23 protein-coding genes are annotated in these 23,284 nt (G+C 40.6%); 14 read left to right on the top strand and 9 right to left on the bottom strand.

All coding sequences use genetic code 11. From position 1 onward, the window contains the following. Positions 1-144: 144 nt before the first annotated feature. The gene (gene rpoC, locus K9M07_02410; GenBank protein MCF7852075.1) at positions 145-4,314 is read left to right on the top strand and encodes a DNA-directed RNA polymerase subunit beta'; all 4,170 of its coding nucleotides are present in this window, start codon (positions 145-147) and stop codon (positions 4,312-4,314) included. A gap of 75 nt (positions 4,315-4,389) precedes the next feature. Here the strand turns inward: rpoC and tal are convergent, their stop codons facing one another. From tal to K9M07_02390, 4 genes are all read right to left on the bottom strand, one after another. Beyond that, positions 4,390-5,346 carry a transaldolase gene (gene tal, locus K9M07_02405; protein ID MCF7852074.1) on the bottom strand — a complete coding sequence of 319 codons (957 nt, stop codon included), beginning with the start codon at positions 5,344-5,346 and terminating at the stop codon, positions 4,390-4,392. Positions 5,347-5,408: 62 nt separating this feature from the next. Next, positions 5,409-5,936, bottom strand: coding sequence for a hypothetical protein (locus K9M07_02400; protein ID MCF7852073.1), 528 nt, complete (start codon positions 5,934-5,936; stop codon positions 5,409-5,411). Then, positions 5,923-6,684 carry a hypothetical protein gene (locus K9M07_02395; GenBank protein ID MCF7852072.1) on the bottom strand — a complete coding sequence of 254 codons (762 nt, stop codon included), beginning with the start codon at positions 6,682-6,684 and terminating at the stop codon, positions 5,923-5,925. Before K9M07_02395 ends, K9M07_02400 begins: the two co-directional genes overlap by 14 nt. A gap of 4 nt (positions 6,685-6,688) precedes the next feature. Beyond that, complete coding sequence (locus tag K9M07_02390) at positions 6,689-6,931, bottom strand: hypothetical protein (protein ID MCF7852071.1); 243 nt, start codon at positions 6,929-6,931, stop codon at positions 6,689-6,691. Positions 6,932-7,224: 293 nt separating this feature from the next. Here K9M07_02390 and K9M07_02385 point away from each other — a divergent pair, with 293 nt between their 5' ends. The 10 genes from K9M07_02385 to K9M07_02340 all read left to right on the top strand — a co-directional run bounded on the left by K9M07_02385 (position 7,225) and on the right by K9M07_02340 (position 16,116). Next, positions 7,225-7,740, top strand: a complete 516-nt coding sequence (locus tag K9M07_02385) for a hypothetical protein (GenBank protein MCF7852070.1) — start codon at positions 7,225-7,227, stop codon at positions 7,738-7,740. Positions 7,741-7,948: 208 nt separating this feature from the next. Then, complete coding sequence (locus tag K9M07_02380) at positions 7,949-8,575, top strand: hypothetical protein (GenBank protein ID MCF7852069.1); 627 nt, start codon at positions 7,949-7,951, stop codon at positions 8,573-8,575. Positions 8,576-8,585: 10 nt separating this feature from the next. Continuing rightward, positions 8,586-9,362, top strand: coding sequence for a DUF2764 domain-containing protein (locus K9M07_02375; GenBank protein MCF7852068.1), 777 nt, complete (start codon positions 8,586-8,588; stop codon positions 9,360-9,362). Continuing rightward, a complete protein-coding gene (locus K9M07_02370) occupies positions 9,359-11,155 on the top strand; it encodes a V-type ATP synthase subunit A (GenBank protein MCF7852067.1) in 1,797 nt (598 codons plus the stop codon). Before K9M07_02375 ends, K9M07_02370 begins: the two co-directional genes overlap by 4 nt. Next, positions 11,152-12,462, top strand: coding sequence for a V-type ATP synthase subunit B (locus K9M07_02365; protein MCF7852066.1), 1,311 nt, complete (start codon positions 11,152-11,154; stop codon positions 12,460-12,462). The genes K9M07_02370 and K9M07_02365 overlap by 4 nt, the downstream gene beginning before the upstream one ends. A gap of 9 nt (positions 12,463-12,471) precedes the next feature. Beyond that, positions 12,472-13,098 (top strand): V-type ATP synthase subunit D, encoded by a 627-nt coding sequence (locus K9M07_02360; GenBank protein ID MCF7852065.1) that lies wholly within the window; start codon positions 12,472-12,474, stop codon positions 13,096-13,098. After that, the gene (locus tag K9M07_02355; GenBank protein MCF7852064.1) at positions 13,095-15,020 is read left to right on the top strand and encodes a V-type ATP synthase subunit I; all 1,926 of its coding nucleotides are present in this window, start codon (positions 13,095-13,097) and stop codon (positions 15,018-15,020) included. Before K9M07_02360 ends, K9M07_02355 begins: the two co-directional genes overlap by 4 nt. Before the next feature lie 20 nt (positions 15,021-15,040). Then, the gene (locus K9M07_02350) at positions 15,041-15,466 is read left to right on the top strand and encodes an ATP synthase subunit C (protein ID MCF7852063.1); all 426 of its coding nucleotides are present in this window, start codon (positions 15,041-15,043) and stop codon (positions 15,464-15,466) included. 25 nt (positions 15,467-15,491) lie between these two features. Beyond that, complete coding sequence (locus tag K9M07_02345) at positions 15,492-15,956, top strand: hypothetical protein (protein MCF7852062.1); 465 nt, start codon at positions 15,492-15,494, stop codon at positions 15,954-15,956. Positions 15,957-15,960: 4 nt separating this feature from the next. Continuing rightward, the gene (locus tag K9M07_02340; GenBank protein MCF7852061.1) at positions 15,961-16,116 is read left to right on the top strand and encodes a hypothetical protein; all 156 of its coding nucleotides are present in this window, start codon (positions 15,961-15,963) and stop codon (positions 16,114-16,116) included. Here the strand turns inward: K9M07_02340 and K9M07_02335 are convergent. The 3 genes from K9M07_02335 to K9M07_02325 all read right to left on the bottom strand — a co-directional run bounded on the left by K9M07_02335 (position 16,088) and on the right by K9M07_02325 (position 18,661). Beyond that, on the bottom strand, positions 16,088-17,374 hold the full coding sequence (locus K9M07_02335) for an MFS transporter (protein ID MCF7852060.1): 1,287 nt from the start codon (positions 17,372-17,374) through the stop codon (positions 16,088-16,090). The two genes, K9M07_02340 and K9M07_02335, sit on opposite strands and share 29 nt — an antisense overlap. Before the next feature lie 42 nt (positions 17,375-17,416). Then, on the bottom strand, positions 17,417-18,043 hold the full coding sequence (locus K9M07_02330; GenBank protein MCF7852059.1) for a thymidine kinase: 627 nt from the start codon (positions 18,041-18,043) through the stop codon (positions 17,417-17,419). 126 nt (positions 18,044-18,169) lie between these two features. Then, positions 18,170-18,661: a hypothetical protein gene (locus tag K9M07_02325; protein ID MCF7852058.1), complete on the bottom strand. Its 492-nt coding sequence runs from the start codon at positions 18,659-18,661 to the stop codon at positions 18,170-18,172. A 66-nt stretch (positions 18,662-18,727) separates the two neighbouring features. Between K9M07_02325 and K9M07_02320 the strand changes: the two genes are divergently transcribed. The 3 genes from K9M07_02320 (at position 18,728) to K9M07_02310 (ending at position 22,061) form a co-directional block, all read left to right on the top strand. After that, positions 18,728-19,087, top strand: a complete 360-nt coding sequence (locus K9M07_02320; protein ID MCF7852057.1) for a hypothetical protein — start codon at positions 18,728-18,730, stop codon at positions 19,085-19,087. Positions 19,088-19,220: 133 nt separating this feature from the next. Further along, complete coding sequence (locus K9M07_02315) at positions 19,221-20,453, top strand: MFS transporter (GenBank protein ID MCF7852056.1); 1,233 nt, start codon at positions 19,221-19,223, stop codon at positions 20,451-20,453. 192 nt (positions 20,454-20,645) lie between these two features. Further along, positions 20,646-22,061 carry an ankyrin repeat domain-containing protein gene (locus K9M07_02310; protein ID MCF7852055.1) on the top strand — a complete coding sequence of 472 codons (1,416 nt, stop codon included), beginning with the start codon at positions 20,646-20,648 and terminating at the stop codon, positions 22,059-22,061. A gap of 21 nt (positions 22,062-22,082) precedes the next feature. Here K9M07_02310 and K9M07_02305 read toward each other — a convergent pair whose 3' ends face one another. Then, positions 22,083-22,649: an NAD(P)H-dependent oxidoreductase gene (locus K9M07_02305; GenBank protein MCF7852054.1), complete on the bottom strand. Its 567-nt coding sequence runs from the start codon at positions 22,647-22,649 to the stop codon at positions 22,083-22,085. A gap of 4 nt (positions 22,650-22,653) precedes the next feature. Then, on the bottom strand, positions 22,654-23,166 hold the full coding sequence (locus K9M07_02300; protein MCF7852053.1) for an NUDIX hydrolase: 513 nt from the start codon (positions 23,164-23,166) through the stop codon (positions 22,654-22,656). Positions 23,167-23,284: the final 118 nt, after the last annotated feature.

The following is a 23,284-nucleotide window of genomic DNA, read 5'->3' as shown; positions in this document are numbered from 1 at the left end:
CAAAGCTGGAACACCTGAATCGTTCAACGTACTCGTCAAGGAGATGCAAGGGCTATGCCTTGATGTACGTGCAGAGCATGTTGCTGAAGATGTATTTGATTTTAGCCTACTTTAATCCTCAACATCCTGATAGGAGAGCGTTAAGTGTTGGAAGAAGAAATAGACGAATCGCAATTTGATAAATTGTCGATTAAAATTGCCTCTGATGATGTTATTCGTAATGAATGGTCAAGGGGCGAAATTAAAAAGCCGGAAACGATCAATTATAGAACGTTTAAACCTGAGAAGGGTGGGCTCTTTTGTGAAAAGATTTTTGGTCCCTCGAAAGACTGGGAATGTGCTTGCGGAAAATATAAAAAAATCAAGCATAAAGGAATTGTGTGTGATCGCTGTGGAGTGGAAGTCACTCTATCAAAGGTCAGACGCGAACGTATGGCTCATATTGAGCTTGCCGTTCCCGTTGTGCATATTTGGTTCTTTAAAACGCAGCCATCGAGAATGGGTAACATTCTCGGAATGTCGACGAGTGATTTAGAGCGCATCATTTACTATGAAGAATATGTTGTTGTCGATCCGGGTCGTACAACGCTCACAAAAAAACAGCTCATGAACGATGTTGAATATCGCGAAGCTCAAGAAAAGTGGGGTCCCGATTCATTTAAAGCGATGATGGGGGCTGAAGCTTTGAAATCTCTTTTGGAAACGGAAGATCTTGAGTTAGTTGTTGTTGAGCTAAAAGAAAAATTGAGAAAAACAAAGTCTTTACAAGCGCGAATGAAACTTGCAAAAAGACTTAAAATCGTTGAAGGGTTTTTGGGATCTCCCAACAAACCTGAGTGGATGGTTATGTCTGCCGTTCCTGTAACGCCGCCTGACTTAAGGCCGCTTGTTCCTTTGGATGGTGGGCGATTTGCGACATCAGATCTTAATGATCTCTATCGTCGCGTGATTAATAGGAATAACCGTCTCAAGGCGATTTTAAAACTCAAGACACCGGAAGTCATTATCCGCAATGAAAAAAGAATGCTTCAAGAGGCAGTCGATGCGTTATTTGATAATGGCCGTCATGGACATCCCGTTATGGGCGCAGGAAATCGACCTCTTAAAGCATTATCTGAAATGCTGAAAGGTAAGCAAGGGCGTTTCCGTCAGAATCTTCTTGGTAAACGAGTCGACTACTCCGGTCGTTCGGTTATTGTTGTTGGTCCTGAGTTGAAATTCAATCAGTGTGGTATTCCTAAACAAATGGCGCTGGAACTCTTTGAGCCATTCATTGTTAAAAAACTCAAAGATCGTGGTCTTGTCTATACGATCAGATCTGCAAAGAAGATGATCGCACGAGAAGATGCTGCCGTTTGGGATGTATTGGAAGAGATTATTAAAGGGCACCCTGTCCTTCTGAACCGTGCTCCAACACTCCACCGCTTAGGAATTCAGGCATTTGAGCCCGTTCTTATCGAAGGAAAAGCGATTCGGATTCACCCGCTCGTTACGACAGCGTTTAACGCCGACTTCGACGGAGACCAAATGGCCGTTCACGTTCCACTATCAATTGAAGCGCAGTTAGAAGCAAAACTCTTGATGATGGCAACGGATAATATTTTCCTCCCTTCATCCGGAAAACCGGTTACAATTCCTTCTCAGGATATGATTTTAGGATTGTATTACTTGATGCACGATCCGGTCTATAGTCCGGAAGAGCAAGGAAAGAAAATCAAAATCTTCAGCAATCAAGAAGAGGTTTTACTCGCTCTGTATGCGTCATTAAGTTTCAATCGCCAAGAAGGGCAAGAGGAAAATCGCAGCAGATCCGATGATTTAGGTCGTGGTTTACATATTCATGAACTGATTAAGTTAAAACTCGATAGCGGAATTATTAATACGACTCCCGGTCGTGTGATATTTAATCAAATTATTCCTACGCGACTCGGATTCCAAAACTACTCTCTTAGAAAGAAAAAAATGGGAGAACTCATTAGGCTCGTTTCTAAAAAGTGCGGTCTAGAGAGAACGGTTCAATTTTTGGATGATTTAAAGAATCTAGGATTCTCGAATGCAACAAAAGCAGCCCTTTCAATGGGGGTTTGCGATGTCATGATTCCGGAAGCAAAAGTTAAGCTAATGGAAGAAGCGCATGCACGCGTTGAGCTCGTATTAAAACAATATGAGGATGGAATTATCACTGAAGGTGAGCGCCATTCTAAAATTATTAGTATTTGGTCGGAAGTCACCGAAGATGTTTCTGAAGAGCTCTTCAAACTGATTACTAAGCCGAATGAGAGAAATGAACTCAATCCACTTTATCTGATGATGGACTCAGGTGCTAGGGGAACGCGTTCTCAGATTAAGCAGCTTGGAGCGCTTAGAGGTTTGATGGCGAAACCATCAGGTGAAATTATTGAATCTCCGATTACCTCTAACTTTAGAGAAGGTCTAAGTGTTCTTGAGTACTTTATTTCTTCTCACGGTGCTCGAAAAGGTTTGGCGGATACCGCTCTTAAAACAGCCGATTCGGGTTATTTAACCCGTCGTCTTGTCGATGTCGCTCAAGATGTTCTTATCACGGAAGATGATTGTGGTACATTGAATGGCATTGAAGTTGTGGCGGTTAAGCAAGGCCAAGAAGAACTTCTTGCCCTTAAAGAGCGTATCTATGGCCGTGCCGTTTGCGATGATATCTTTATGCCGGGTACTAACGATTATCTCGCTCGTGCCGGTGATATTCTTACAGCGGAACAAGCCGAAAAAATTGATGATGCCGGAATTGAAAGAGTCAAAATCCGCTCTACGCTCACTTGTGAAACAAGACGTGGCGTTTGTGCGAAGTGCTATGGCTTCAATTTAGCGACTTCTAAGCCGGTTTCTCAAGGTGAAGCTGTCGGTATTATTGCCGCTCAGTCGATCGGAGAACCGGGAACCCAGCTTACAATGCGTACGTTCCACCTTGGAGGTATTGCGTCAGCTTCTGCAAGCCCGGAAAGTATTGTTGAGCAAGATGGTATTTTAATTTATCAGGATCTTAGAACGGTACAAAATGAGCAAGGGATTTGGCTTGCTCTTAATAAGAACGGTTTCCTCCATATTGTAAAAAATGAAGGCCGAACCGTTAACGAATACAAAGACCTTCTCAGTACAAAATCCATCGAGCCGCTTCAAACATTTGGAGTTGAACTTGGGACACAAATCATGCTTCCGGATGCATCTCCGGTGACAAAGGGACAAAAAATCGCAATTTGGGAACAACACAATGTTCCGATTATTTGCGAAAAGCCCGGATTTGTTAAGTACGAAGATCTTATTGAAGGAATTTCAACACAGCGCAGCGTAAACAAACAAACCGGTCAGTCCGAAATTGTTGTGAAGCAGCATAGAGGGGAGTTGCATCCGCAAATCGTTGTTTATCGCGATGCCGAATGCAATGAGCTGATTGGAACGTATGCGATTCCATCAGGGGCCTTTATCTCGGTCCAAGAAGGGCAATATGTCAATGCCGGTATGATTCTCGCCAGATTGCCGCGTGGGGCGATCAAGACGAAGGATATTACCGGGGGTCTTCCCCGCGTTGCAGAACTTTTTGAAGCGAGAAAACCAAAAGACGCGGCAATCATTGCTAAGCTCGATGGGGTTATCGATTTCAAAGGAGTTCAGAAATCTAAGCGTATCGTTGTTGTAAAAGATGAAACAACGGGAATGGAGGAAGAGCATCATATTCCATTGACAAAGCACTTGATTGTTCAAAGTGGTGACTTTGTTGTCAAAGGACAACAGCTCACAGATGGTCTAGTTGTTCCCCAAGAAATTCTTGAAATCTGCGGCGTGAGAGAATTGCAAAAATATCTCGTGAACCAGGTTCAAGAAGTCTATCGCTTACAAGGGGTGGATATCAATGATAAGCATATTGAAATCATTGTTCGTCAAATGCTCCAAAAGGTAAGGATTACCGATCCGGGCGATACGACATTCCTGTTTGGCGAAGATATCAACAGAAAAACTTTCCACTTCCAAAACCAAAAAGTGGTTTCAGAAGGTGGAAAACCTGCTCAGGCAGCTCCTGTTCTTCTTGGTATTACAAAAGCGTCACTTGGAACGGAAAGTTTCGTTTCAGCGGCCTCCTTCCAAGAAACGACCAAGGTCTTAACAGATGCGGCGTGTGAAGGTAAAAATGACTATCTTCTCGACTTCAAATCCAACCTCATCATGGGTCATATGATTCCGGGTGGGACAGGATTCACCGACTATTATCAACGCGTTAAAAAGCTCGTTGATCGTGAGGAAGAAGCCGAATTGGAATTCATTTTCACTGATGCTGAATAGACTGTAAATGCGTTAAATAAAAAAACCCGAAGGATTGTCCTTCGGGTTTTTTTTTGTCTAATGGGTATAAAAAAATCAACGGCATAACGTTTGAAGGTATTTCTCAAGTTTAACCGTATCAGCTGCAAACTTGCGGATTCCTTCCGATAGTTTCTCAGTCGCCATGGCATTCTCATTTAGAAGCCATCGGAATGTTTTCTCATCCACTGTTATTTTCTCTATAGAGGCATGCTCAGCCTGAGAAGGGTCTAGCTTTCTAGGCACAGCTCCTTCCATTGTTGTAAGCTCGTTAAGAAGAGGGGGTGAAATCGTAATCAAATCACATCCGGCAAGTTCTAAAATTTCACCCGAATTTCGAAAACTAGCTCCCATGATCTGCGTTTTATAACCAAATTTTTTATAATAGGTGTAAATTTCAGATACGGATTTTACTCCGGGATCTTCTTCAGGAGTAAAGTCTTTTTTTTCTGCATTTTTGTACCAATCTAATATACGTCCTACAAAGGGAGAAATAAGTGTAGCCTTTGCTTCAGCACATCCGATCGCTTGAGCCAAGCTAAACATCAGGGTCATATTGCAATGAATACCCTCAGCTTCAAGGACTTTAGCTGCCTGGATACCTTCCCATGTAGAGGCGAGTTTAATTAAAACGCGTTCTTTGGGAATCCCGGCATTTTTATATAGTTGGATATATTGATGTGCTTTTGCAATACTTCCTTCAATGTCAAATGAGAGACGGGCATCGACTTCTGTTGAAACTCGTCCGGGAACGATCTTTAGAATTTCAATACCAAAATTGACAAAAATTTTTGTGATCATCAAATCGAGCAATTCTTTTTCATTTTTAGCATGCTCTTTAGCATAACTCACACCCTCTTCAATCAGAGGTTTATAGACTTCTTGCTCTGACGCCTTAAGAATCAATGAGGGATTTGTCGTTGCATCTGTTGGTTTGTATTTTTGAATTTCATGGAATTCACCGGTATCTGCCACTATCGTGGTCATTTTTTTTAATTCATCAAGTTTACTCATGGTCACCTCCAATTTTTTTTTATGTTATCAGACTTGACCCTAGCTGTCCAATATTTGGTATACTATAGATCAAAGAGCATTGTAGATTTGAATTGGGAAAGCGAGTGTTTCTTTTTTGCTTTTTCAAGCATATAGTGAAACCGCTGCAAATTGAGTTCGGTTTTATATTCTGCAAGAGTGATTTTAGCCTTTTCACTCAATTCAAAAAGATTGATGATTTGGGGGATCCATTCATCCGGAATTTTAACGCGTTGACTCCCTTGAAGAAGAGGCGCCGTAAAGCAGAGACGACCTTTGTCCGTTTCAATAATAACGCGCACTTCCTTATGCTCTTCATTGATTGACTTGAGCTCCCCGACAAAGATGTTTAAATAGGCTTTGAGTTTGCCTTCAAAGTAGAGCCATTGCATTTGGGGTTCATTGACTTTATTTTTAATTTTTGAAACGAGTTCCGTAAATGGGTGCTCTTCAGCTTCATGTTGTTGATAGGCAAAGGTAGAAGAGTGAGAAGAGCAAGCGCTTAAAAAAATGCAAGAGATGATAAGAGTAATAGAGCGTGAAACAAGAGAAATTGAGTCAATTGTTTTCATTCTGTACGACATCCGGTGTAGGTGATAAATTCTGAACATAATCATTGAGGTAATTTATAGTAAGAATAGGGAAATACGTTCCATATTCTTTACAGTCATTTAAAAGAATTGATTCGATTTGTTTGCTCTCAGAAATCAAAGCATTTTTATATAGCTTAAGAGGGGTAGATTGAAATTGCTTGGCAGTAGAGCAAAAGGAATCCATTGCACTTGAGAGTTTTGAGCGTAATAGAGGGGCATGATTTAAAACGTCTAGAGGGGATGAAATGAGTTGTGCAGATTTAAATGTTTCTAAAATATCAGAATCATAACGATGAAAATCACTCTCCAAGGTGGGAGCGGAAAGAATGTGGACAGTATCCTGATCAAAGATGACAAGTTGAAGCAGGGTCACTTTGCCTATAGGCATTTTCTGATCAATTTGAAGTAATTCGGCATGATGAGAATCGATTTGCAGGGAGCCTAAAGAGATGCAGGTGTGATTGCGGTCCTGATTGAGAAGTTTCAAAGCACTTTTGACATAGTCGTTTGCAGAGACTGAATTGGGCTTGATATCATAGGCGATTGTCGGGGTGATTGTTTTTAGTTTTTTCGGGCTAACAAAAGCAATCGTCTCCTTTTTTTCAGCACTCTTTTGATCACAATAAACCCAATTTTTTGGAGGGATGAAAAAACAAGTTTTAATGGCGGATTGCAAATAGGTCATTGATAGAAAAGAAGCGAGAATAAGAAGGGGGTGGGCTTTCATGCGGCTAGCTCCCGTGCGAGTGCGTTGTCGCCTCTTCATCCGGTGGAATCAGAATAGTAATGGCGGCGATTGCAGCCGTTAGACCGATTCCCCATCCTATCATACTAATGCTAATAGCCGTTGTTGCAGCATCGGCAGAGCCAATAGCCGCATTACTCGTATATGAAGTGTCTCCATCAGGCTCTAAAGCAAAGATCCTAGATGTGGAGAGAAAAATAGAAACAAGTATGCAATATATTTTCTTCATAAATTTTACTATACTATTAGGCGATATCGACATTCAATAGATTTTCTGGTTTTTTACTCGACTTTGTAACTTTTTGGGCTTGATAGCCTCGAGATATTTGTTCTCTAGGGTTTAATAATCCCCCGGTTCGACCACAGGTTGAGCGTCCGAGAGCAAAGACCGCGGCAGGCGGATCCAAAAAGTTGCAAAGTCGAGTTTTAGAGTTTTTCATTTTTTTTCAACTCATTTCAGTGTAATCTTGAATCACGAGCGATATAATAATTTCGGTATATATTTTAAAAAGTGAGTTCTTTGTGAGAAAAAATTGGATTGGGTTGGTTTTGTGTGTGATGCTTTTGCCTGCATTTGTTCATGCAAGAGCTTCAAAACCCCGAACCGTCATGCGCGATCAATCGGGGATTTCAATTGGTCCTATTTATGACAATATTTTACAATCCGTTATTCCCTATCTTCAGATTTATAGTCGTGGCTATACGGTAGGATTTGGAGGAAATGGGTTTTATCGGGATCGATCCGTTGAACATAAAAAAAATGAAAAGATGAACCTTGTGGGTCATTTGGGATTTAGGGCAAAAAGTGCCAGTGATCTCTTTATGACATTTGGCGTCAGCGGAACCTATATGATTAAAGAAGATACGAAAAATGCCTATTTAATCGGCCCCTTTAGTGGTGTCGATTTTAACTTAGCCAAGCACATTCTTCTCACGGGGCAGGTGATGCCGTATGCCTATCGCCAAAGAGATATTGTCCAAAAAAAATCCCATTTGTTTTTTCAAAAATGGCAGTTAGGCATTGCTTATGCGTTTTAATTTGAACGGGGGCCAAGCTGCAATCTCCCTTGCTCCAGCCGGGAGCTCAAGCGGTCAGCGGATAGTGATAGCCAATATTCCTTAACCGTCAAAAAATCTCCTCTATTCATGGAGGGGATTTTTTAATGGAGTGGGAGAATTTTCATAGAAAATTATTTGCAATTATAGTATGTTGTTCCTTGTTATTGCTTTTGAGGAGTGAAGAAATATGAAAGTTATCGACTCATCCAAAGAGAAAGTCAAAAAAATTTGCGATGTACTTATTCGTGAAACCCTAGAGCCGGCTCATAAGCAAGCCGAAGCTGTGATTGAAGAGGCTCATAAAGAGGGTGAGAAGATCATCGAAAAAGCGCGCCTCAAAGCAAAAAAAATGATTGAGGAAGCGGAAGCATCCATTCAAGAGAGACAGCGCGTGTTTGAGTCTTCTCTTAAAGTATCGACTCAACAGGTGTTAACGCAATTGCGCGATCGCATTGAACATCACTTGTTTCACAAAGAACTCGACTCTCAAATTCGACGCTATCTGTCGAATAAGGAGACAGTTGTAAAAATTATCAATACAGTTGTTGAGGCCCTTAAAAAAGATGGGGTTTCTGCTAATATTGAAGCAATTCTTTCTAAAAAATTTAAAGCGGAAGAAATCTGTGCGGATCTTTTAAGCGATGTTATCGTTGCTTTAAAGGGGCAGACAGTCCAAGTTGAAAGTGCTTTAGAGGGCGTTATGATCAAATGTATTGATCAACATTTTTCAGTGGATATCACTGAAAAAGCTGTAAAAGAACTCTTGACGATGTATGCGCAAGAGAGCTTAAGGAAAATCCTTTTTAACCTTTAATTAATTGCTTATGAGAAATTATTTTTTTCTCGCAAATACACTTCCGGACTTGAGTGTAGATTCTAAGCCGGTCATGGCTTTTTCTGAATTGATGGTGCTTTTTAATGAGAATCTATCATCAAGCGATTTAGAAGAGGTTAGAGTGTTGCGCGCCTTCTATGACGTGATGAATTTAGAGCGACTCTTGGATGAAGAGGAACTCGATTTTAGAGCTAATCTTAATTATAATGAGTTGAAGGATGAGCTCGTTCATCAAGAGTATCTTCCGAAATATTTCTTTAATTTTCTTGAAAAGCATAAAGAAAACGAAGAACAGAGGCTCTTTTTTCCGGAGCTTTTAATGGATTATTTTCGCACGGAATCTGAAAAGAAGAAAGTATCCGCCTTCGTGTTACAATTTGAGCGCAAATTGAGATTATTTCTTTTAGCTTACCGAGCATTTAAGTCGAATTTGAGTCTTGATGAAGAGCTCCGGTTTGAAGATAAAAATGATGCTTTAGTTGGCCTATTACTCTCTTCCAAATCCATTCATGATCTTGACTTTGGAGATGAATATCAACATCTCGCCGCATCTTTAGATCAACTCAAAGAGAATCCTTTAGAAGAAGAGAAATTGATTTTAAAGTTTCGCTTTGATTTTTACACAAACTTTGCCATAGGCCATCCTTTTTCCCTTTATAATTTACTCGCATTCATGATGAAACTCATCCTTTTAGAAGATTTTGAGAAGCATGAGAAAGAAGACGGCAATTTAATACTAAACTCAATACTTAAGGATAGCGCATGAGCACTGATCTAAAAGAGGAAACCCATATTTTTGCAACAGGACATATCACTCAAGTTTTTGGTAACTTGATTCATGTGAAATTCGAGGGCGATATCAGACAAGGTGAAATGGCTTTTGTCAAAATCGATCAATTATTGCTCAAAGCAGAAGTCATTGAGATTTACGGGAATCATGCAAAAATTCAGGTTTTTGAAGATACCCGCGGCATAGAATATATGACCCCTGTTGAATTCCGCTATCATTTGTTAGAAGCAGAATTAGGGCCCGGTCTGATTTCCTCTATTTTTGACGGTCTGCAAAACCCTTTAGAGGGAATTGCTAATATCTCGGGTCTCTATTTAAATCGTGGCATTTATATCAATCCGATTGATCGGTCGACAAAATGGGATTTTCAACCGACGGCAAAGTTAGGGAATACCCTTAAGAGGGGAGATGAGATTGGATTTACGATGGAGGGGAGATTCCACCATCGCATCATGCTTCCGTTTGTTTTTTATGGCACATATACTTTGACATGGATTGCTGAGCCCGGGACGTATGTCATCGAAGATGTGATTGCTAAAGTGAAGGATGAAAACGGAGTCGAGCGTTCTGTCACTATGCTCCAAAAATGGCCGGTCAAAGCGCCGCTATTTGAAGGTAAGAAAATCAAAGCAAAAGAAATGATGGAGACGGGATCCCGCATTATTGACACCCAGTTTCCTATTATGCGAGGGGGGACATTTTGCACTCCCGGTCCTTTTGGAGCCGGAAAAACGGTGATTCAGCACCATCTCTCTAAATATTCATCTGTCGATCTTGTGATTGTCTGCGCTTGTGGGGAGAGGGCGGGAGAAGTCGTTGAAGTACTAAAAACGTTTCCTCACCTGATTGACCCTCATACTAATGAATCATTGATTACGCGTACAATCCTAATCTGCAACACCTCGTCGATGCCTGTAAGTGCTAGAGAAGCATCGATTTATATGGGAGTCACCATTGCTGAGTATTACCGTCAAATGGGACTCAACGTTCTTCTCTTAGCAGACTCAACATCGAGATGGGCTCAGGCCATGCGTGAAATGTCGGGAAGGTTAGAGGAAATTCCCGGGGAAGAGGCGTTTCCTGCATACCTCTCTTCGAGAATTGCAGCTTTTTATGAGCGCTCGGGCGTTGTCGAACTGGCAAACGGAAGAACAGGTTCTTTGACAATTGGCGGAGCAGTATCACCTGCAGGCGGTAACTTTGAGGAGCCGGTGACCCAAGCCACTCTCTCCGTTGTGGGAGCCTTTTTAGGTCTTTCAAGGGACCGCTCAAACGCCCGCAAATATCCGGCTATTGACCCAATGATTTCTTGGTCAAAGTACACGCGTCAAGTAGGTGAGAGTCTCTCGCATCGTTCTAAACAATGGGGCCATATCACACAAAAGGCAGCCGTAATTTTAAAGCGTGGGGATGAGATCCGAAAGCGAATGGAGGTTGTAGGTGAGGAAGGGATTGGAATTGACGAATTGATGATTTATTTAATGGCGGAGCTTTATGACTTTTCCTATCTTCAACAAAATGCTTTTGATAAGGAAGACACCTATTGCGCCCTTGATCGCCAAATAGAACTATTGGATTTGATCGCTTTGATTTTTGAGAACCACTTTGTTTTTTCAAGTCATGATGAAGCGCGCTCATACTTTTTAAATCTTCAAAATGATATTAAGAACTTAAACTTTACCGCATTCCATTCTGAAAGTTATTATAAAGCCTATCAAAAAATTGAAAATAAAATTCGATCTGCAATGAATGGGGAGAGTTCAATATGAGAAAGATTTATGATCGCATTGTTGATATTAGAGGCAGTCTATTGACCGTCATTGCAAAAGGAGCCAAACTGGGTGAGCTCGCCAAAGTTGATCGAAAAAATAACATATCAATATATGCTTCCGTTTTGCGCATTGAAAATGAAAAAGTCACACTACAGGCTTTTGAGGATACAAGAGGGATTTCAACCGGAGACAAGGTGACGTTTTTGTCTCAGCAGGTCAAAGCGACATATGGGGATGAATTATTAGGTCGCCGATTTAGTGGATTTGGATTGCCAATTGACGGGGGACCTGAGTGCCATGGCAATCAAGTTGAAATCGGGGGTCCTTCATTTAACCCTGTCAGAAGGGTTGTTCCTCATCAATTGGTCAGGACAAATATTCCAATGATCGACGTGTTTAACTGTCTTGTGAAATCACAAAAAATTCCCATTTTCTCAATTCCCGGAGAGCCCTATAACGAGCTGCTCATGCGTATTGCCAATCAAACGGATGCTGATGTCGTGATCATTGGTGGAATGGGGCTTCGATATGATGATTATCTCGCCTTTATTGAAAATGCCGAAAAATCAGGATCAATGGCCAAAACGGTGATGTATACCCACTTGGCAACAGATCCTGCAGTGGAATGCCTTCTTGTTCCCGATATGGCACTCGCCGTTGCCGAACAGTTTGCAATGCAAGATAAGGATGTCCTTGTCTTATTAACGGATATGACGGCATTTGCAGATGCGATTAAAGAGATTATGATTTCAATGGATCAGATTCCATCGAATCGCGGCTATCCCGGTTCGCTCTACTCAGATCTTGCATCTCGTTATGAAAAAGCCGTTGATATTGACGGAAGCGGTTCGATTACCCTCATTACGGTGACAACAATGCCGGGTGGAGATGTGACGCATCCGATTCCGGATAATACCGGTTACATTACCGAAGGGCAGTTTTATTTACATGGGGGCCGTATCGATCCATTTGGTTCTCTTTCAAGGCTGAAACAACAGGTGATTGGAAGCGTCACGCGGGAAGACCACTCTGAGGTGGCGAATACAATGATACGTCTTTATGCTGAAGCACAGAAATCAAAAGAGCGCCAAAGTATGGGATTTAAGCTATCGCGTTGGGATGAAAAGCTTATTCATTATAGCCGCAATTTTGAAAGCGATTTAATGGATCTTCAAGTCAATATTTCCCTTGAAGAGGCACTCGATAAAGGGTGGGAGATGTTAAGCCAATGCTTTGAGGTGAGTGAGGTTGGAATGAAAGATTCTCTTGTTCAAAAATATTGGCCTAAAATTCATGTGAGCTAGGAGTCGATCGTGTCTGAGATTAGACTGACAAAAAATGAGTTGAGAGATCAACAGCACAAGTTAGTGCAATTGCAACGCTATCTACCGACTTTGCAACTTAAAAAGGCGATGCTTCAGTCAGAAGTGGGGGCTATTCAACAGCATATTCACACGTTGGAAAAAGAGTTTGATCAGCAAAAATCGAGTGTGTTGGGTTTTATCAGTTTGGTTTCAGAAGGCGGGATGAAAGAGTTTTTTAATGCATTGAACTTTAAAGATTTGAAAACTTCTTCTGAAAATATTGCCGGTGTTGAGATTCCCGTGCTTGAAGGGATTGAGTTTGAAGAGTCCAAATATTCACACTTTGTCACACCTATTTGGTGGGATAGTGCCCTTAAGCACCTCAGACAACTTCTTTTGAAAAAACAGCATGTGAAATTTGCTCAGCAAAAAAAAGAGCTATTAGAAGCGGAACTTCGCTCCGTATCGATCCGAGTCAATTTATTTGAAAAAATTTTGATTCCAAGAACTCTCAATAATATTAAGAAAATCAAGGTTTTTTTAGGAGATCAACAACTCTCTGCAGTGGCGACTTCAAAAATTGCAAAGATGAAAACGCTCCTCAAGAAAAAAAGTGAAGTAGAGGAACTGGTATGATTTCTGATTTGAAAAAATTTGTATTTATTGGAGTCAAGGAGGATCTCGACACTTTTTTTAACCGTGCTCAAGAAAAAGGGGTCATTGAGTTTATTCCGGAAGATCGCGCAAGTATTCTTTATACGCCAAAATATATCGAGGATATTGTCAATGCGATTAAGATTATAAAGCATTTTCCAACTGAAGACCGTGCTTTTACGGAAGACTCTGAACTGCAAAAAATCATTGATGAAATTCTGCTTCTTCAGAAGAAAATAGATACGATGCAAGAAGAGAGGCTGCATATTCAATCCGAGATCGAAAAAATGCGTCCCCTTGGCCAATTTTCATTAGATGATATCCATCAAATTGAAAAGCTTTCAAGTAAAAGAGTTGCTTTTTTTTCATGTAAACGCGGGCATCGAGAAAGGGATCAATTCCCCGATGATCTCATTTATGTGACAAGTGACCATGACCTCGATTATTTTATTTATGTTGGAAGCGAATATCCCGAATATACACATCTTAATGAACTGACTTTTACCCTCTCGCTCAACGAGTGGATCGAAAAGAACCAACATTGGGAGCGGGGGATTAAAGAGGCTTATGCCCGCCTTAAAAAATTGGCGATTTATATTGATTATCTAAAAGATAATTTGGCAAAACAGCTCAATCACTCCAATCTCACAAAGACTAAAGAGAGCACAAGTGATCAGCTTGACGGGAGCCTTTTTACGATTAATGGATGGGTTCCAAAGAAAAAAATGCATGAGCTCATCGACTTATGTCATGATTTATCTGTTTATTTTGAAGAAGTGGCGATTGAAGTCGGTGAAAAGATCCCAACCTTTATGGAAAATAGGCACCTCAATGCGGTAGGTGAGGATATTGTAAATATCTACGATGTTCCTGCCCCTCAGGATAAAGATCCTTCGATGTGGGTCTTAGTTGCTTTTGCTCTTTTTTTCGCCATGATTGTATCGGATGCGGGATATGGTTTGATCTATTTGTTGCTGGGAATCTTTTTGCGTTTCAAAGTGTACAAAAAAGTCAAAGATGTCGGTAAGCGATTTATTAAATTGGTGATTATTTTAGGCGTTTCATCAACACTTTGGGGAATCATGACCTGCTCCTATTTTAGTGTCGATGTCAATCCGGCCAATCCCTTAAGCAAATATTCTTTATTGACCTATTTGAGCGAGAAAAAAGCCGAATATCATATGCGACTTAAGGATGATGTCTATGATCAATGGATCAAGGAATATCCCCAACTGAAGAGCGTTGCGACATCTAAAGAGTTTTTAGTTCAGGCTGTTAAGATTGTTAAAAATAAGCATATTTATGAGATGATCCGAGAGTTCAATGATAATATTTTACTTGAATTTTCACTCCTTGTTGGCGTGATTCATATCGCCCTTTCCTTCATGAGGAATTTAAGAAAGTGTTGGCCCGGTCTTGGTTGGATTGCCTTTGTTATAGGCGGATATCTTTACTTTCCTATTGAGCTGGAAGCTACATCGATGCTTCACTTTTTAGGCGTTATTTCAAAAACGGGAGCAGAGCAAATCGGTTACCAACTCTTGATAGGCGGTGTGATCGTTGCGATGGTCCTATCGCTGATTCAAAATCGTTTGAAAGGAATAACCGAAGTGCTCAATTCGATTCAAATATTTGCCGATGTCCTCTCTTATTTGCGTTTATATGCGCTTGGATTAGCGGGAATGATTTTAGCCGCAACAATCAATCAGATTGGGGGTGAAATCAATTGGGCAATTGGAGCTTTAGTTACGATTCTCGGACACTCAGTTAATATTGTATTGGGGATTATGAGCGGCGTGATCCATGGCCTGCGTCTTAACTTTCTCGAGTGGTATCACTATTCCTTTGAGGGAGGAGGAAGGCTTTTTAATCCATTAAAGTTAATCAAAACTCATCATAGTTAAAAAAATCAAAGGAGAAAAGTATGGACTTCGCTATGGCAGGGCCTGCGATTGTATTAGGACTTGGTTGCGTCGGTAGCGCAATCGGCTGCGGAATTGCAGGGATGGCTTCACACGGCGTAATGGCGCGTGTTGATGATAACCACGGAAAATTTATTGGGATGTCAGCGGTTCCTTCATCTCAGACTATTTATGCATTCATTTTGATGTTTTATATGAAAAATGCGATTCATGCCAATACGCTTTCGCCGATGTCCGGCGTTGTGATTGGTTTTGCGGTAGGACTTGCCATTTTACTTTCAGCCATATATCAAGGGATGTGTGCTGCAACAGGGATTCAAGCATCTGCAAAGCAGCCTGCAATTTTTGGTAAATGCTTTGCCGCATTGGGAATTACCGAATCATTCTCACTCTTTGCATTTGTCTTCTCATTGATGTTGCTAAAATAAAGAAAAGACTTGGTTGGAGGCATTTTTGATAGGATGTATCGTTAATTATTGCACTAATGATTTTCGTTATCTGAAATTTTGTATTGAGGCGCTCCAACCTCTTTTTTCTCCTATTCTTATCCCCGTATGTGACCATTTCTTTGATGGGACACCGGAGAATAGAGATCTTTTGAATCGCAGCTATCGCGAATATCCCAATGTCCGGTTCATTGAATTTGCTTTTAATGAAAAACCCTATGGTCTGCCTCAAACATTCGAAGACCCAACAAAGATGATTCATTTCTGGCACTCAACAGCCCGTTATGTGGGCTATCATTTTTTGCAGAGTGAATGCGAATATGTATTATTTCTTGATGTCGATGAAATTATCGACACGTCTAGATTTAAGTTGTGGCTAGATGCTTTTGATTATAGGGCATATAATGCGATTCGCTTTGATAGTTTTTTTTACTTTATGAAGCCCACAAAGCGGGCAATGACCTATTTGTGATGGTTTGTTTGATCTCAAGTATCAAGAAGAAGAAATGTATATCGATCCCCTTTCCGTTGCCATTTGCAAAGAGAGTGCACCTCCTAAATCTGATTTTCCATGGGTGACCCAAGTGACTCGAGACAGTATGCTTAAGCTGCACTTTCAGAAATACTATTAGTCTTTGCTTTAGGCTCGCGAATGAGTTTTGTGAGAAGAAAGGAGATGACAAAGGCTATGGGAAAGATTGAAAAGGCGGTGAAGAAATCATTCAGGCTATAGATGGGAACCCCATCAATCATCATTTTATTCCAATTGAGTTCGATGAGCTTTCCCGTTAGCGGTTGAAGAAGCATTGGAAGTCCCATAATAATGACAGCTGCAACACCCATAGATGTCCCCGTTAAATGAGAGGGATTGCTTTCTGTAATCGTGGGATAGCCAATGACCTGTGTGCTTGTAAAGAAACCAATGGCAAGGAATAGGACCATAAGGACGGGCGTGCTTGGCTGAGGGATCATTAAAATCAGTGCAAAAACCATGAGCGATGCCAACGCCCCAAAAAGCATAAGCGGAGTGCGTTTCTGCATTAAATCGGAGAGGTATCCAAATAGAGGAGAGCCTACAATGGTTCCCATGCAAATCATACTCACAATAAATGAGGCCGTAGCTAAAGGAATGTGATGAATTTGTGTCAGAAAAAGACTTCCCCACACCGCACCAATAATCATCACGGGGAGATTCATTAACCCGGTATAGAGGCCGCAATAAATGTTTTGTCGATTAAAAAAACTTAATTTCAACCCTTCTATGAAGGGGAGTGTAGGGGCAACTTCTCTAGCGTCACTTTTATCGACTTTATCATGAACAAATACATAAATAATCGCAAAAATAACAAGACCGAAGAGACCATCGGTTACGAGAGCTTGACGCCAGCTTAAAAGCTCTGCCAAATAAGAAAAAGGGGACTGAGCAATGACTCCACCCAAAAGGCCAACCGTCACCATCAAACCGACAATAAAAGCCTGACGTTTAGGCGGAAACCATCGAGAAACTAAAATCATGCAGCTTAAAAAGCAAAATGCATTGCCGATTCCGGATAAAAAATGGCAGAGGCAGGCTTGTCCAAACGTTTGTGCAAAAGAAAAACCGAAAGTGCCGAGAATGCATAAGGACAAAGCGGATAAAATGACTTTACGTGTTGAAAACCGGTCCAAAATAATACCGGCAGGTAATAAGAAAATGACGTCAGCTAATAAATACGTACTACACAGATACCCAAATTGACTTGCACCAATATGTAAATCCTTTAAGAGCATGGGGGCAATCGCATTGAGCATATGAAGCTGAACCAGTTCATAGGCAAAGAAAAGAGCGGCAGAAAAACAAATAATCCATGCAAGAAGTTTTTCAGGGATCCATTTTAAAAGAGTTGTCATCATCATATCCTATAACATTGTGCAAGTGATTTATCGGGGAATTTACCGACCGGTATATTCAAAAGAGGATTCGATCGCATAATTGCGAAAGACCTCAACATTTTCGATAAAATGATGCATACACATAGAAGTATAGCTTTCATTTCCTCCGATTTGAATTTGATCGCCTTCCTGAACGGGATCGCCGTTTTCATCAATTCTGAGATTCATTGTCGCCTTGCGACCGCAGTGACAAATCGTTTTAATTTCAGAAAGCTCATCTGCCCATGCCAGCAAGTAACGGCTTCCCTCAAAAGGTTCTCCTAAAAAATCAGAACGAAGACCATAACATAACACGGCAATGCCGAGTTGCGTTGCGACTTTTGCAAGCTGCGCAATCTGAGCTTTTTTTAAGAAATGCGCTTCATCAATGAGGACACAGCGAAGGGAGGGGATTTGTTCTTTTCTTTCAGCAATCTCTTCATAGAGATTAGTAGATTCGGTAAAACCAAAGCACTCTTTTTTCAGGCCAATGCGTGAATAAATCGTTGTACTGCCAAAGCGGGTATCAATACTTGGAGCAAATAAAAGCGTTTGCATGCCTCTTTCGTGGTAGTTGTAGCTTGCTTGCAATAAGGTCGTACTTTTTCCGGCATTCATCGCAGAATAATAAAAATAGAGTTTGGCCATAGATTTCCTCCGAGACTTTAAGATCGGCTTGCGTATAAAAAATAATCGATTTCAGAATATAATATCGAGGAAATATTTGCGATTCTAATGAATCACTCACCTTACGCAAAAAGGAAGGTGAGTGATTCAGCGCTTTCTTGTTTTTTTTTCTTTGATGCGGCTGTGACAAATCATGATGAGAAGAAGATAAATGGGAAGGATGATGTCCGTATAAAGAACTACTCCGGCATTTCCGGGCGCCATATTGTGATGCACAATGATTTGGACGATATGATTGATGCCGGCTCCTACGAAGAAAATAAAATAGGGCACTAATGCTCCCCAACGGAATTCTTGTCCTTTAAAAAAGGCGATAAAACCGGCGATCGAAATGGCGAGATTTCCAATAGCAATCTCAGTTTGAAAACCACCGGCCTTCCACCCAATATATTGGGCAGTCCAGTCGGGGAAAAAGGCATGGGAAATAAATCCGAGCATGGCGATACAGCCCACGCACCAGAGATAGAAGTGAGCAATGAGCCTTTCGATGAAATGCTTGGGTCTTCTATTCTGTATATGCTTAATCGTAAGTATGATTGCTATAATGATATAAATAGCAATAAAAATAAGTTGAAGCATAAATAGTATTCCTATGATGATGGGCTTATAATTTTTTTTATATAGCCTACTGAATATGGGGTCAAGATGTTACTATATGTTCTCTCGTGGATGGCTATCGCTATCCTTTCTATTAGTTATTGGTTTCAGATTTGGAAAATCCATGTTCACAAGGAAGTGAGAGATATCTCTCTAACCTACAATGTTTTGCTTGCCATTGGTTTTGCGATTTTGGGCTTTACCGCTTATGAAGAGGGCTCTGTTATTTTCTTAGTAAAACAAATTTCTACAACGATCCCCGTGATCATTATTATCATGCAAGTCATTGTACATAAAAGAGATGCATGGACTGAAGTGGGATTTAAAAAATGCTCTCAATGTGATAAGGGGCTGGATGTCAATTGGAAATTTTGTCCTTATTGCGGATTCCAAAAATCTTCTTTGTAAATCATCTCGTGCCTTTGTCAAGTTTAATTTTGATCAATGGAATTATTCGGAATCTTGCTATAATGAACTGTCAAAAAATTCCCTCTATAGATAGAGGCGATTTTTTTACCTAACACATTGAGTGGGATTTCCTATGAGTGAAAAAACGATCTCTTTATCTGACCCGCAGATTACAAGAAAAACGCGTTTGGCAATCATTTTTTCAAGCTTGATTCACGAGCCTTTTGCCTCCCTTTATGTGTGGCTTCCCTTTATTTTGCGCAAAGATTTATCCGCAACCGTATTTCAAATTTCCCTTTTGGTCACGCTTAAGCCGGTGATTTCGTTGGTCTCTTTTTATTGGAATAGTCACTGGAAAGGAGGCGTTCGCTCATCGTTTGTAATCTCGAGTATATTAGCCCGCTTACCGTTTCTTTTTTGTCCTTTTACCGGTAGCATTTGGTATTTTATTTTTGCTTCGACACTCTATATGTTGTTTTTTCGCGCTTCAATTCCCCCCTGGATGGAGATATTAAAAATCAACTTAGATAAGAAAAAAAGGCAGCGTTATTTTGCTTTAGGAAGTGTTTTGGGATATGGATTGGGTGTGCTTCTTGCCCTTTATCTGGGAGGGCTTCTCGATCAGTATGATCAAATATGGAAAATTCTCTTTTCCCTTTTTGCCTTATTTGGGATGATTGGGGCTTTGATTCAAGGTTCACTTCCCCTTAAAAATGAAGAGCAAAACCATAGCGTGAAAGTTGATCGCATCAGTCTTCTGCAACCTTGGAAAGATACATGGGAATTAATGAGGCAACGTCCTGATTTTGCCCATTTTCAATGGGGCTTTATGGCAGCGGGTTTTGGGATTATGTTGGTGATCGCCGTTGCCCCTCTTTATTTTGCCGATATCCTCCAATTATCCCATACCGATTTTGCCAATGCACGGTATATTTTTATGGGACTTGGCTTTGTCTTATGCTCTCCCTTGTGGTCCCGATTGATGAGCAGACTCTCAGTCTTTAAAATGACATCACTTGTGTGCTTAGCCTTTGCTATTTTTCCATTAACTTTGATTTTTGCAAAAATGTGGATAGCATGCCTTTATATCGCCTATGTTATTTATGGATTTGCTCAGAGCGGAAGCCATATGCTGTGGCACCTTTCAGGCCCATTATTTGCTAAAAATGAAGACAGCTCAAAGTATAGCGGGATCAATATCGTAATGGTCGGCCTGAGGGGGATGATTGCTCCCATGTTAGGTGGGATTCTCTACACCTTTTTTGGTTCCATGGTTGTCTTGGCTTTAGGGATGCTTTTTTGCTGTTTTGGTGCCTGGTTCATGGTCGGCGTGAAAGTAAAAGAAGAAGAAACCGTACTAACCTAACCACAGAATTCTAGAGCTTTAATGTTGAGTAACTTAGAAGAGTTAATTAGCTTAAGTTGCTCACTATTAACGAATTAATTCTTCAAGACTTCTTTTATAAACACCTAATTATCAATAGGCTACGCCCTGGTTTTTTTTTTTGATATAAAAAGAGTTTATATGGTATAATTTCATTTTTAAATGAGGGATAATATGAGTATAGAAAGTACAGGTGATCGAGCTGTTTTTGCTGAGCATTTATATAGATTGTCCGGAACTCTTTTTCGAGAGGTTACAGATCGTCTTCCCATTGATGCATGGGCTAAAATTTTTCTTCCGGTACCGGAAATCAAAGACGGTGATGACAAAAGCAGAGTGGATAAAATACATTCCGCTATCATCAGTCGAGCAAAACAATATGGATTTGAGCCATGTCCTGGCATAGATTTAGAAACAGCAGCAAAAGCTGCGGGTCAATTCACTAATGTGATATTTGACTATCATTATCGCAAAAGTTGTAAAAAAGAATCATCTCATTTTTATCCTGAATTTGAAAAACATATCATAGATATTGTGGCTAGAGGTGATAAAGTTAAATTTACTCCCGAAAGATGGGTGACTTTTGATAAAGGAATACCCAATTTATCTTACTTACGATATCGAACAATGACAGCACATTTTGAACCTTCTGATAAGGTTCCCGAAGAACTTAGAGGTCAATGGATAGCATTAATGAAAGATCTTCAGATATTTAAAGGGCCTGTTGATAAACCCGTTCCTTTATCAATCATTAATTTACCTTCAAAGTGTGGAGTCACCCCATTAGAGGTTGCGATGCGAGCACCGGATAAAGATCTTGCGCTCAGTTTACTCAATTTAACTGCAGCAGATCCCGTCGAATCTCGAGATATTGTCACAGAGGCGCTTAAAAGAAATAGCCGTATATACAGTTTTGCTCTCAATTGTTTAAGACATAGTCCTATTTTTAGATTGTTGACTTCATGTGTTGATCAACATAAATTAGAAGGGCTTTTATCCTCTGCTTGTAGAGAGGGTGACTTGGAATTAGTTACACACTTTCTGGAAAGTGGAGCTAAAGGGGAGAGGTCATCGGGTGTTTCGGCTTTGGGACTGGCTATTCAGCATGGGAAGCTCCCAGTCGTTAAAGAAATATTAAAATACTATCCTAATTATGTTAACTCAATTGTAGAGGCTATAGATCGTACACCATTGTTACTTGCTGCTAGATTTACACAACATAAAATCATTGAAGTATTATTAAATTCCGGTGCAAATCCAAACTCTTTTGGAGAGACATACATACTAGGGGGTATGATGAGCCCCGATAAAACTACTCCCTTAATCGAATCATGTATGAGGGGAGACGAAAAGAGTGTAAAGTTACTTTTTAAAGCTGGAGCAAATCCCTTTCTGACAATTAATAGAATGCCATGGGTATTTGCACACTTGATAGGTCCCAGTGGACATTTTTTATATTCACCATTAGAAGCTGCTCTTGGCTGTGGTCACTGGAATATAGCGAGAATCGTTGTACAAGCGCAAATCGCATCGGCATTTTCTGCAACCGTATCAAAAGTCATGGAGCTTTTTGACTTAATAGGGCGATAAGAAAAAAAGATTAAACGCTGTTCAACTGAGCGTTTCAGTAAAATCTAATAGTAGGGTCTTGAGGTTTTCGAGCTCTTTGTTGTCGATGAAAGATCCCTTTTCATTCAGCATCTCTTGCACTTTGATATAAGATTTTGTTTTCGGATAGACGTTTGCGCCCATCGATGACAAAATCGTTTGGAGATGGTTTGCCGCTCGAATGCCGCCAAAAGGTCCAACAGAGGAGCTGAGGATCAAAACGGGTTTCATTTGAAAAATTTCACAGACAGGGGTTTTTTCATTGATTGGCCTTGAGGCCCAGTCGATGGCGTTTTTTAAAGAAGCGGGGATGGAATAGTTGTGTTCCGGGGTTACAATGACCCAAGCCTCATGTGAGGCCATAAAAGCGCGGAAATCTTTGGCGATTTTGGGAAAGGCCTCAAAAGCGGTTTCATCTTGATTCAAAAGAGGGAGAGGATATTCGTTGAGATCGGTATATGTTGCTTTAAGTTTCAACTCCTGTGCCAAATAATAGGCATTTTTTGCGATTTGCTTACTGTAGGATTCTTTTCTTAAACTTCCTGAAAAAATTAAGAGGCTTCGAGACATACGATTATTTCCCTTTGTCGTTGATTGAATAGCCTATTCTCGCAAGTAAAAACCGAGAGACCAGAATAGGGTGTTTCATTAAATATTGAAAGAAGGTCCAATAGGTGATACTCGTTAGCGGTCGTTTGATGAGTGTGGGGTGGGTCAGCGCTTCATGGATCCATTCCGGATAAGGAGGCGGAAGGTGATAGGGGAGGTTTTGAATGGGAAAAAAACGAATATCTTGAATTTCGTCATTGATTGTGGGCAGACCGTTTTTGATTGTACATTCAAAGACGTGCGTATTGCGTGTAAGGCGATTAATGGGGCTGTATTCGGCTGTTTTCCTAGTGATGTCGACATGGTAACCCGTTTCTTCTAATGTTTCCCGAATAGCGGCTATTTCAGGGGATTCGCCCTGATCAATGCCTCCGCCGGGAAGAGCCCAAACGGGGACATCGCGTCGTTTAATGAGAAGAATTTCCGTTTTATCGGGGTTGAAAATTAATGAGGCAACGCTGTGATTAGAATATGACATATTAAAAATACATTGAGATTATGGTAAGTATCGGATATTCTCGTTTTTTATTAAAAGTCAAAATGCTTTTTTCTCATCTGAAGATGTTTTTCTCTTATTTAAAATCCTTTGTATTGAT

This window comes from Simkaniaceae bacterium, from assembly GCA_021734805.1.
In the GTDB taxonomy this organism is placed as follows: Bacteria; Chlamydiota; Chlamydiia; order Chlamydiales; family JACRBE01; genus Amphritriteisimkania.
Note: the sequence above shows the minus strand (reverse complement) of the source record. Positions and strands in the feature narration are given on the sequence as shown.

Coding starts and splice junctions, on each gene's coding strand:
- tal (MCF7852074.1), bottom strand. CDS start 5,346: ATGAGTAAACTTGATGAATTAAAAAAAATGACCACGATAGTGGCAGAT.
- K9M07_02400 (MCF7852073.1), bottom strand. CDS start 5,936: ATGAAAACAATTGACTCAATTTCTCTTGTTTCACGCTCTATTACTCTT.
- K9M07_02395 (MCF7852072.1), bottom strand. CDS start 6,684: ATGAAAGCCCACCCCCTTCTTATTCTCGCTTCTTTTCTATCAATGACC.
- K9M07_02390 (MCF7852071.1), bottom strand. CDS start 6,931: ATGAAGAAAATATATTGCATACTTGTTTCTATTTTTCTCTCCACATCT.
- K9M07_02380 (MCF7852069.1), top strand. CDS start 7,949: ATGAAAGTTATCGACTCATCCAAAGAGAAAGTCAAAAAAATTTGCGAT.
- K9M07_02375 (MCF7852068.1), top strand. CDS start 8,586: ATGAGAAATTATTTTTTTCTCGCAAATACACTTCCGGACTTGAGTGTA.
- K9M07_02370 (MCF7852067.1), top strand. CDS start 9,359: ATGAGCACTGATCTAAAAGAGGAAACCCATATTTTTGCAACAGGACAT.
- K9M07_02365 (MCF7852066.1), top strand. CDS start 11,152: ATGAGAAAGATTTATGATCGCATTGTTGATATTAGAGGCAGTCTATTG.
- K9M07_02355 (MCF7852064.1), top strand. CDS start 13,095: ATGATTTCTGATTTGAAAAAATTTGTATTTATTGGAGTCAAGGAGGAT.
- K9M07_02350 (MCF7852063.1), top strand. CDS start 15,041: ATGGACTTCGCTATGGCAGGGCCTGCGATTGTATTAGGACTTGGTTGC.
- K9M07_02335 (MCF7852060.1), bottom strand. CDS start 17,374: ATGACAACTCTTTTAAAATGGATCCCTGAAAAACTTCTTGCATGGATT.
- K9M07_02330 (MCF7852059.1), bottom strand. CDS start 18,043: ATGGCCAAACTCTATTTTTATTATTCTGCGATGAATGCCGGAAAAAGT.
- K9M07_02325 (MCF7852058.1), bottom strand. CDS start 18,661: ATGCTTCAACTTATTTTTATTGCTATTTATATCATTATAGCAATCATA.
- K9M07_02320 (MCF7852057.1), top strand. CDS start 18,728: ATGTTACTATATGTTCTCTCGTGGATGGCTATCGCTATCCTTTCTATT.
- K9M07_02315 (MCF7852056.1), top strand. CDS start 19,221: ATGAGTGAAAAAACGATCTCTTTATCTGACCCGCAGATTACAAGAAAA.
- K9M07_02310 (MCF7852055.1), top strand. CDS start 20,646: ATGAGTATAGAAAGTACAGGTGATCGAGCTGTTTTTGCTGAGCATTTA.
- K9M07_02305 (MCF7852054.1), bottom strand. CDS start 22,649: ATGTCTCGAAGCCTCTTAATTTTTTCAGGAAGTTTAAGAAAAGAATCC.
- K9M07_02300 (MCF7852053.1), bottom strand. CDS start 23,166: ATGTCATATTCTAATCACAGCGTTGCCTCATTAATTTTCAACCCCGAT.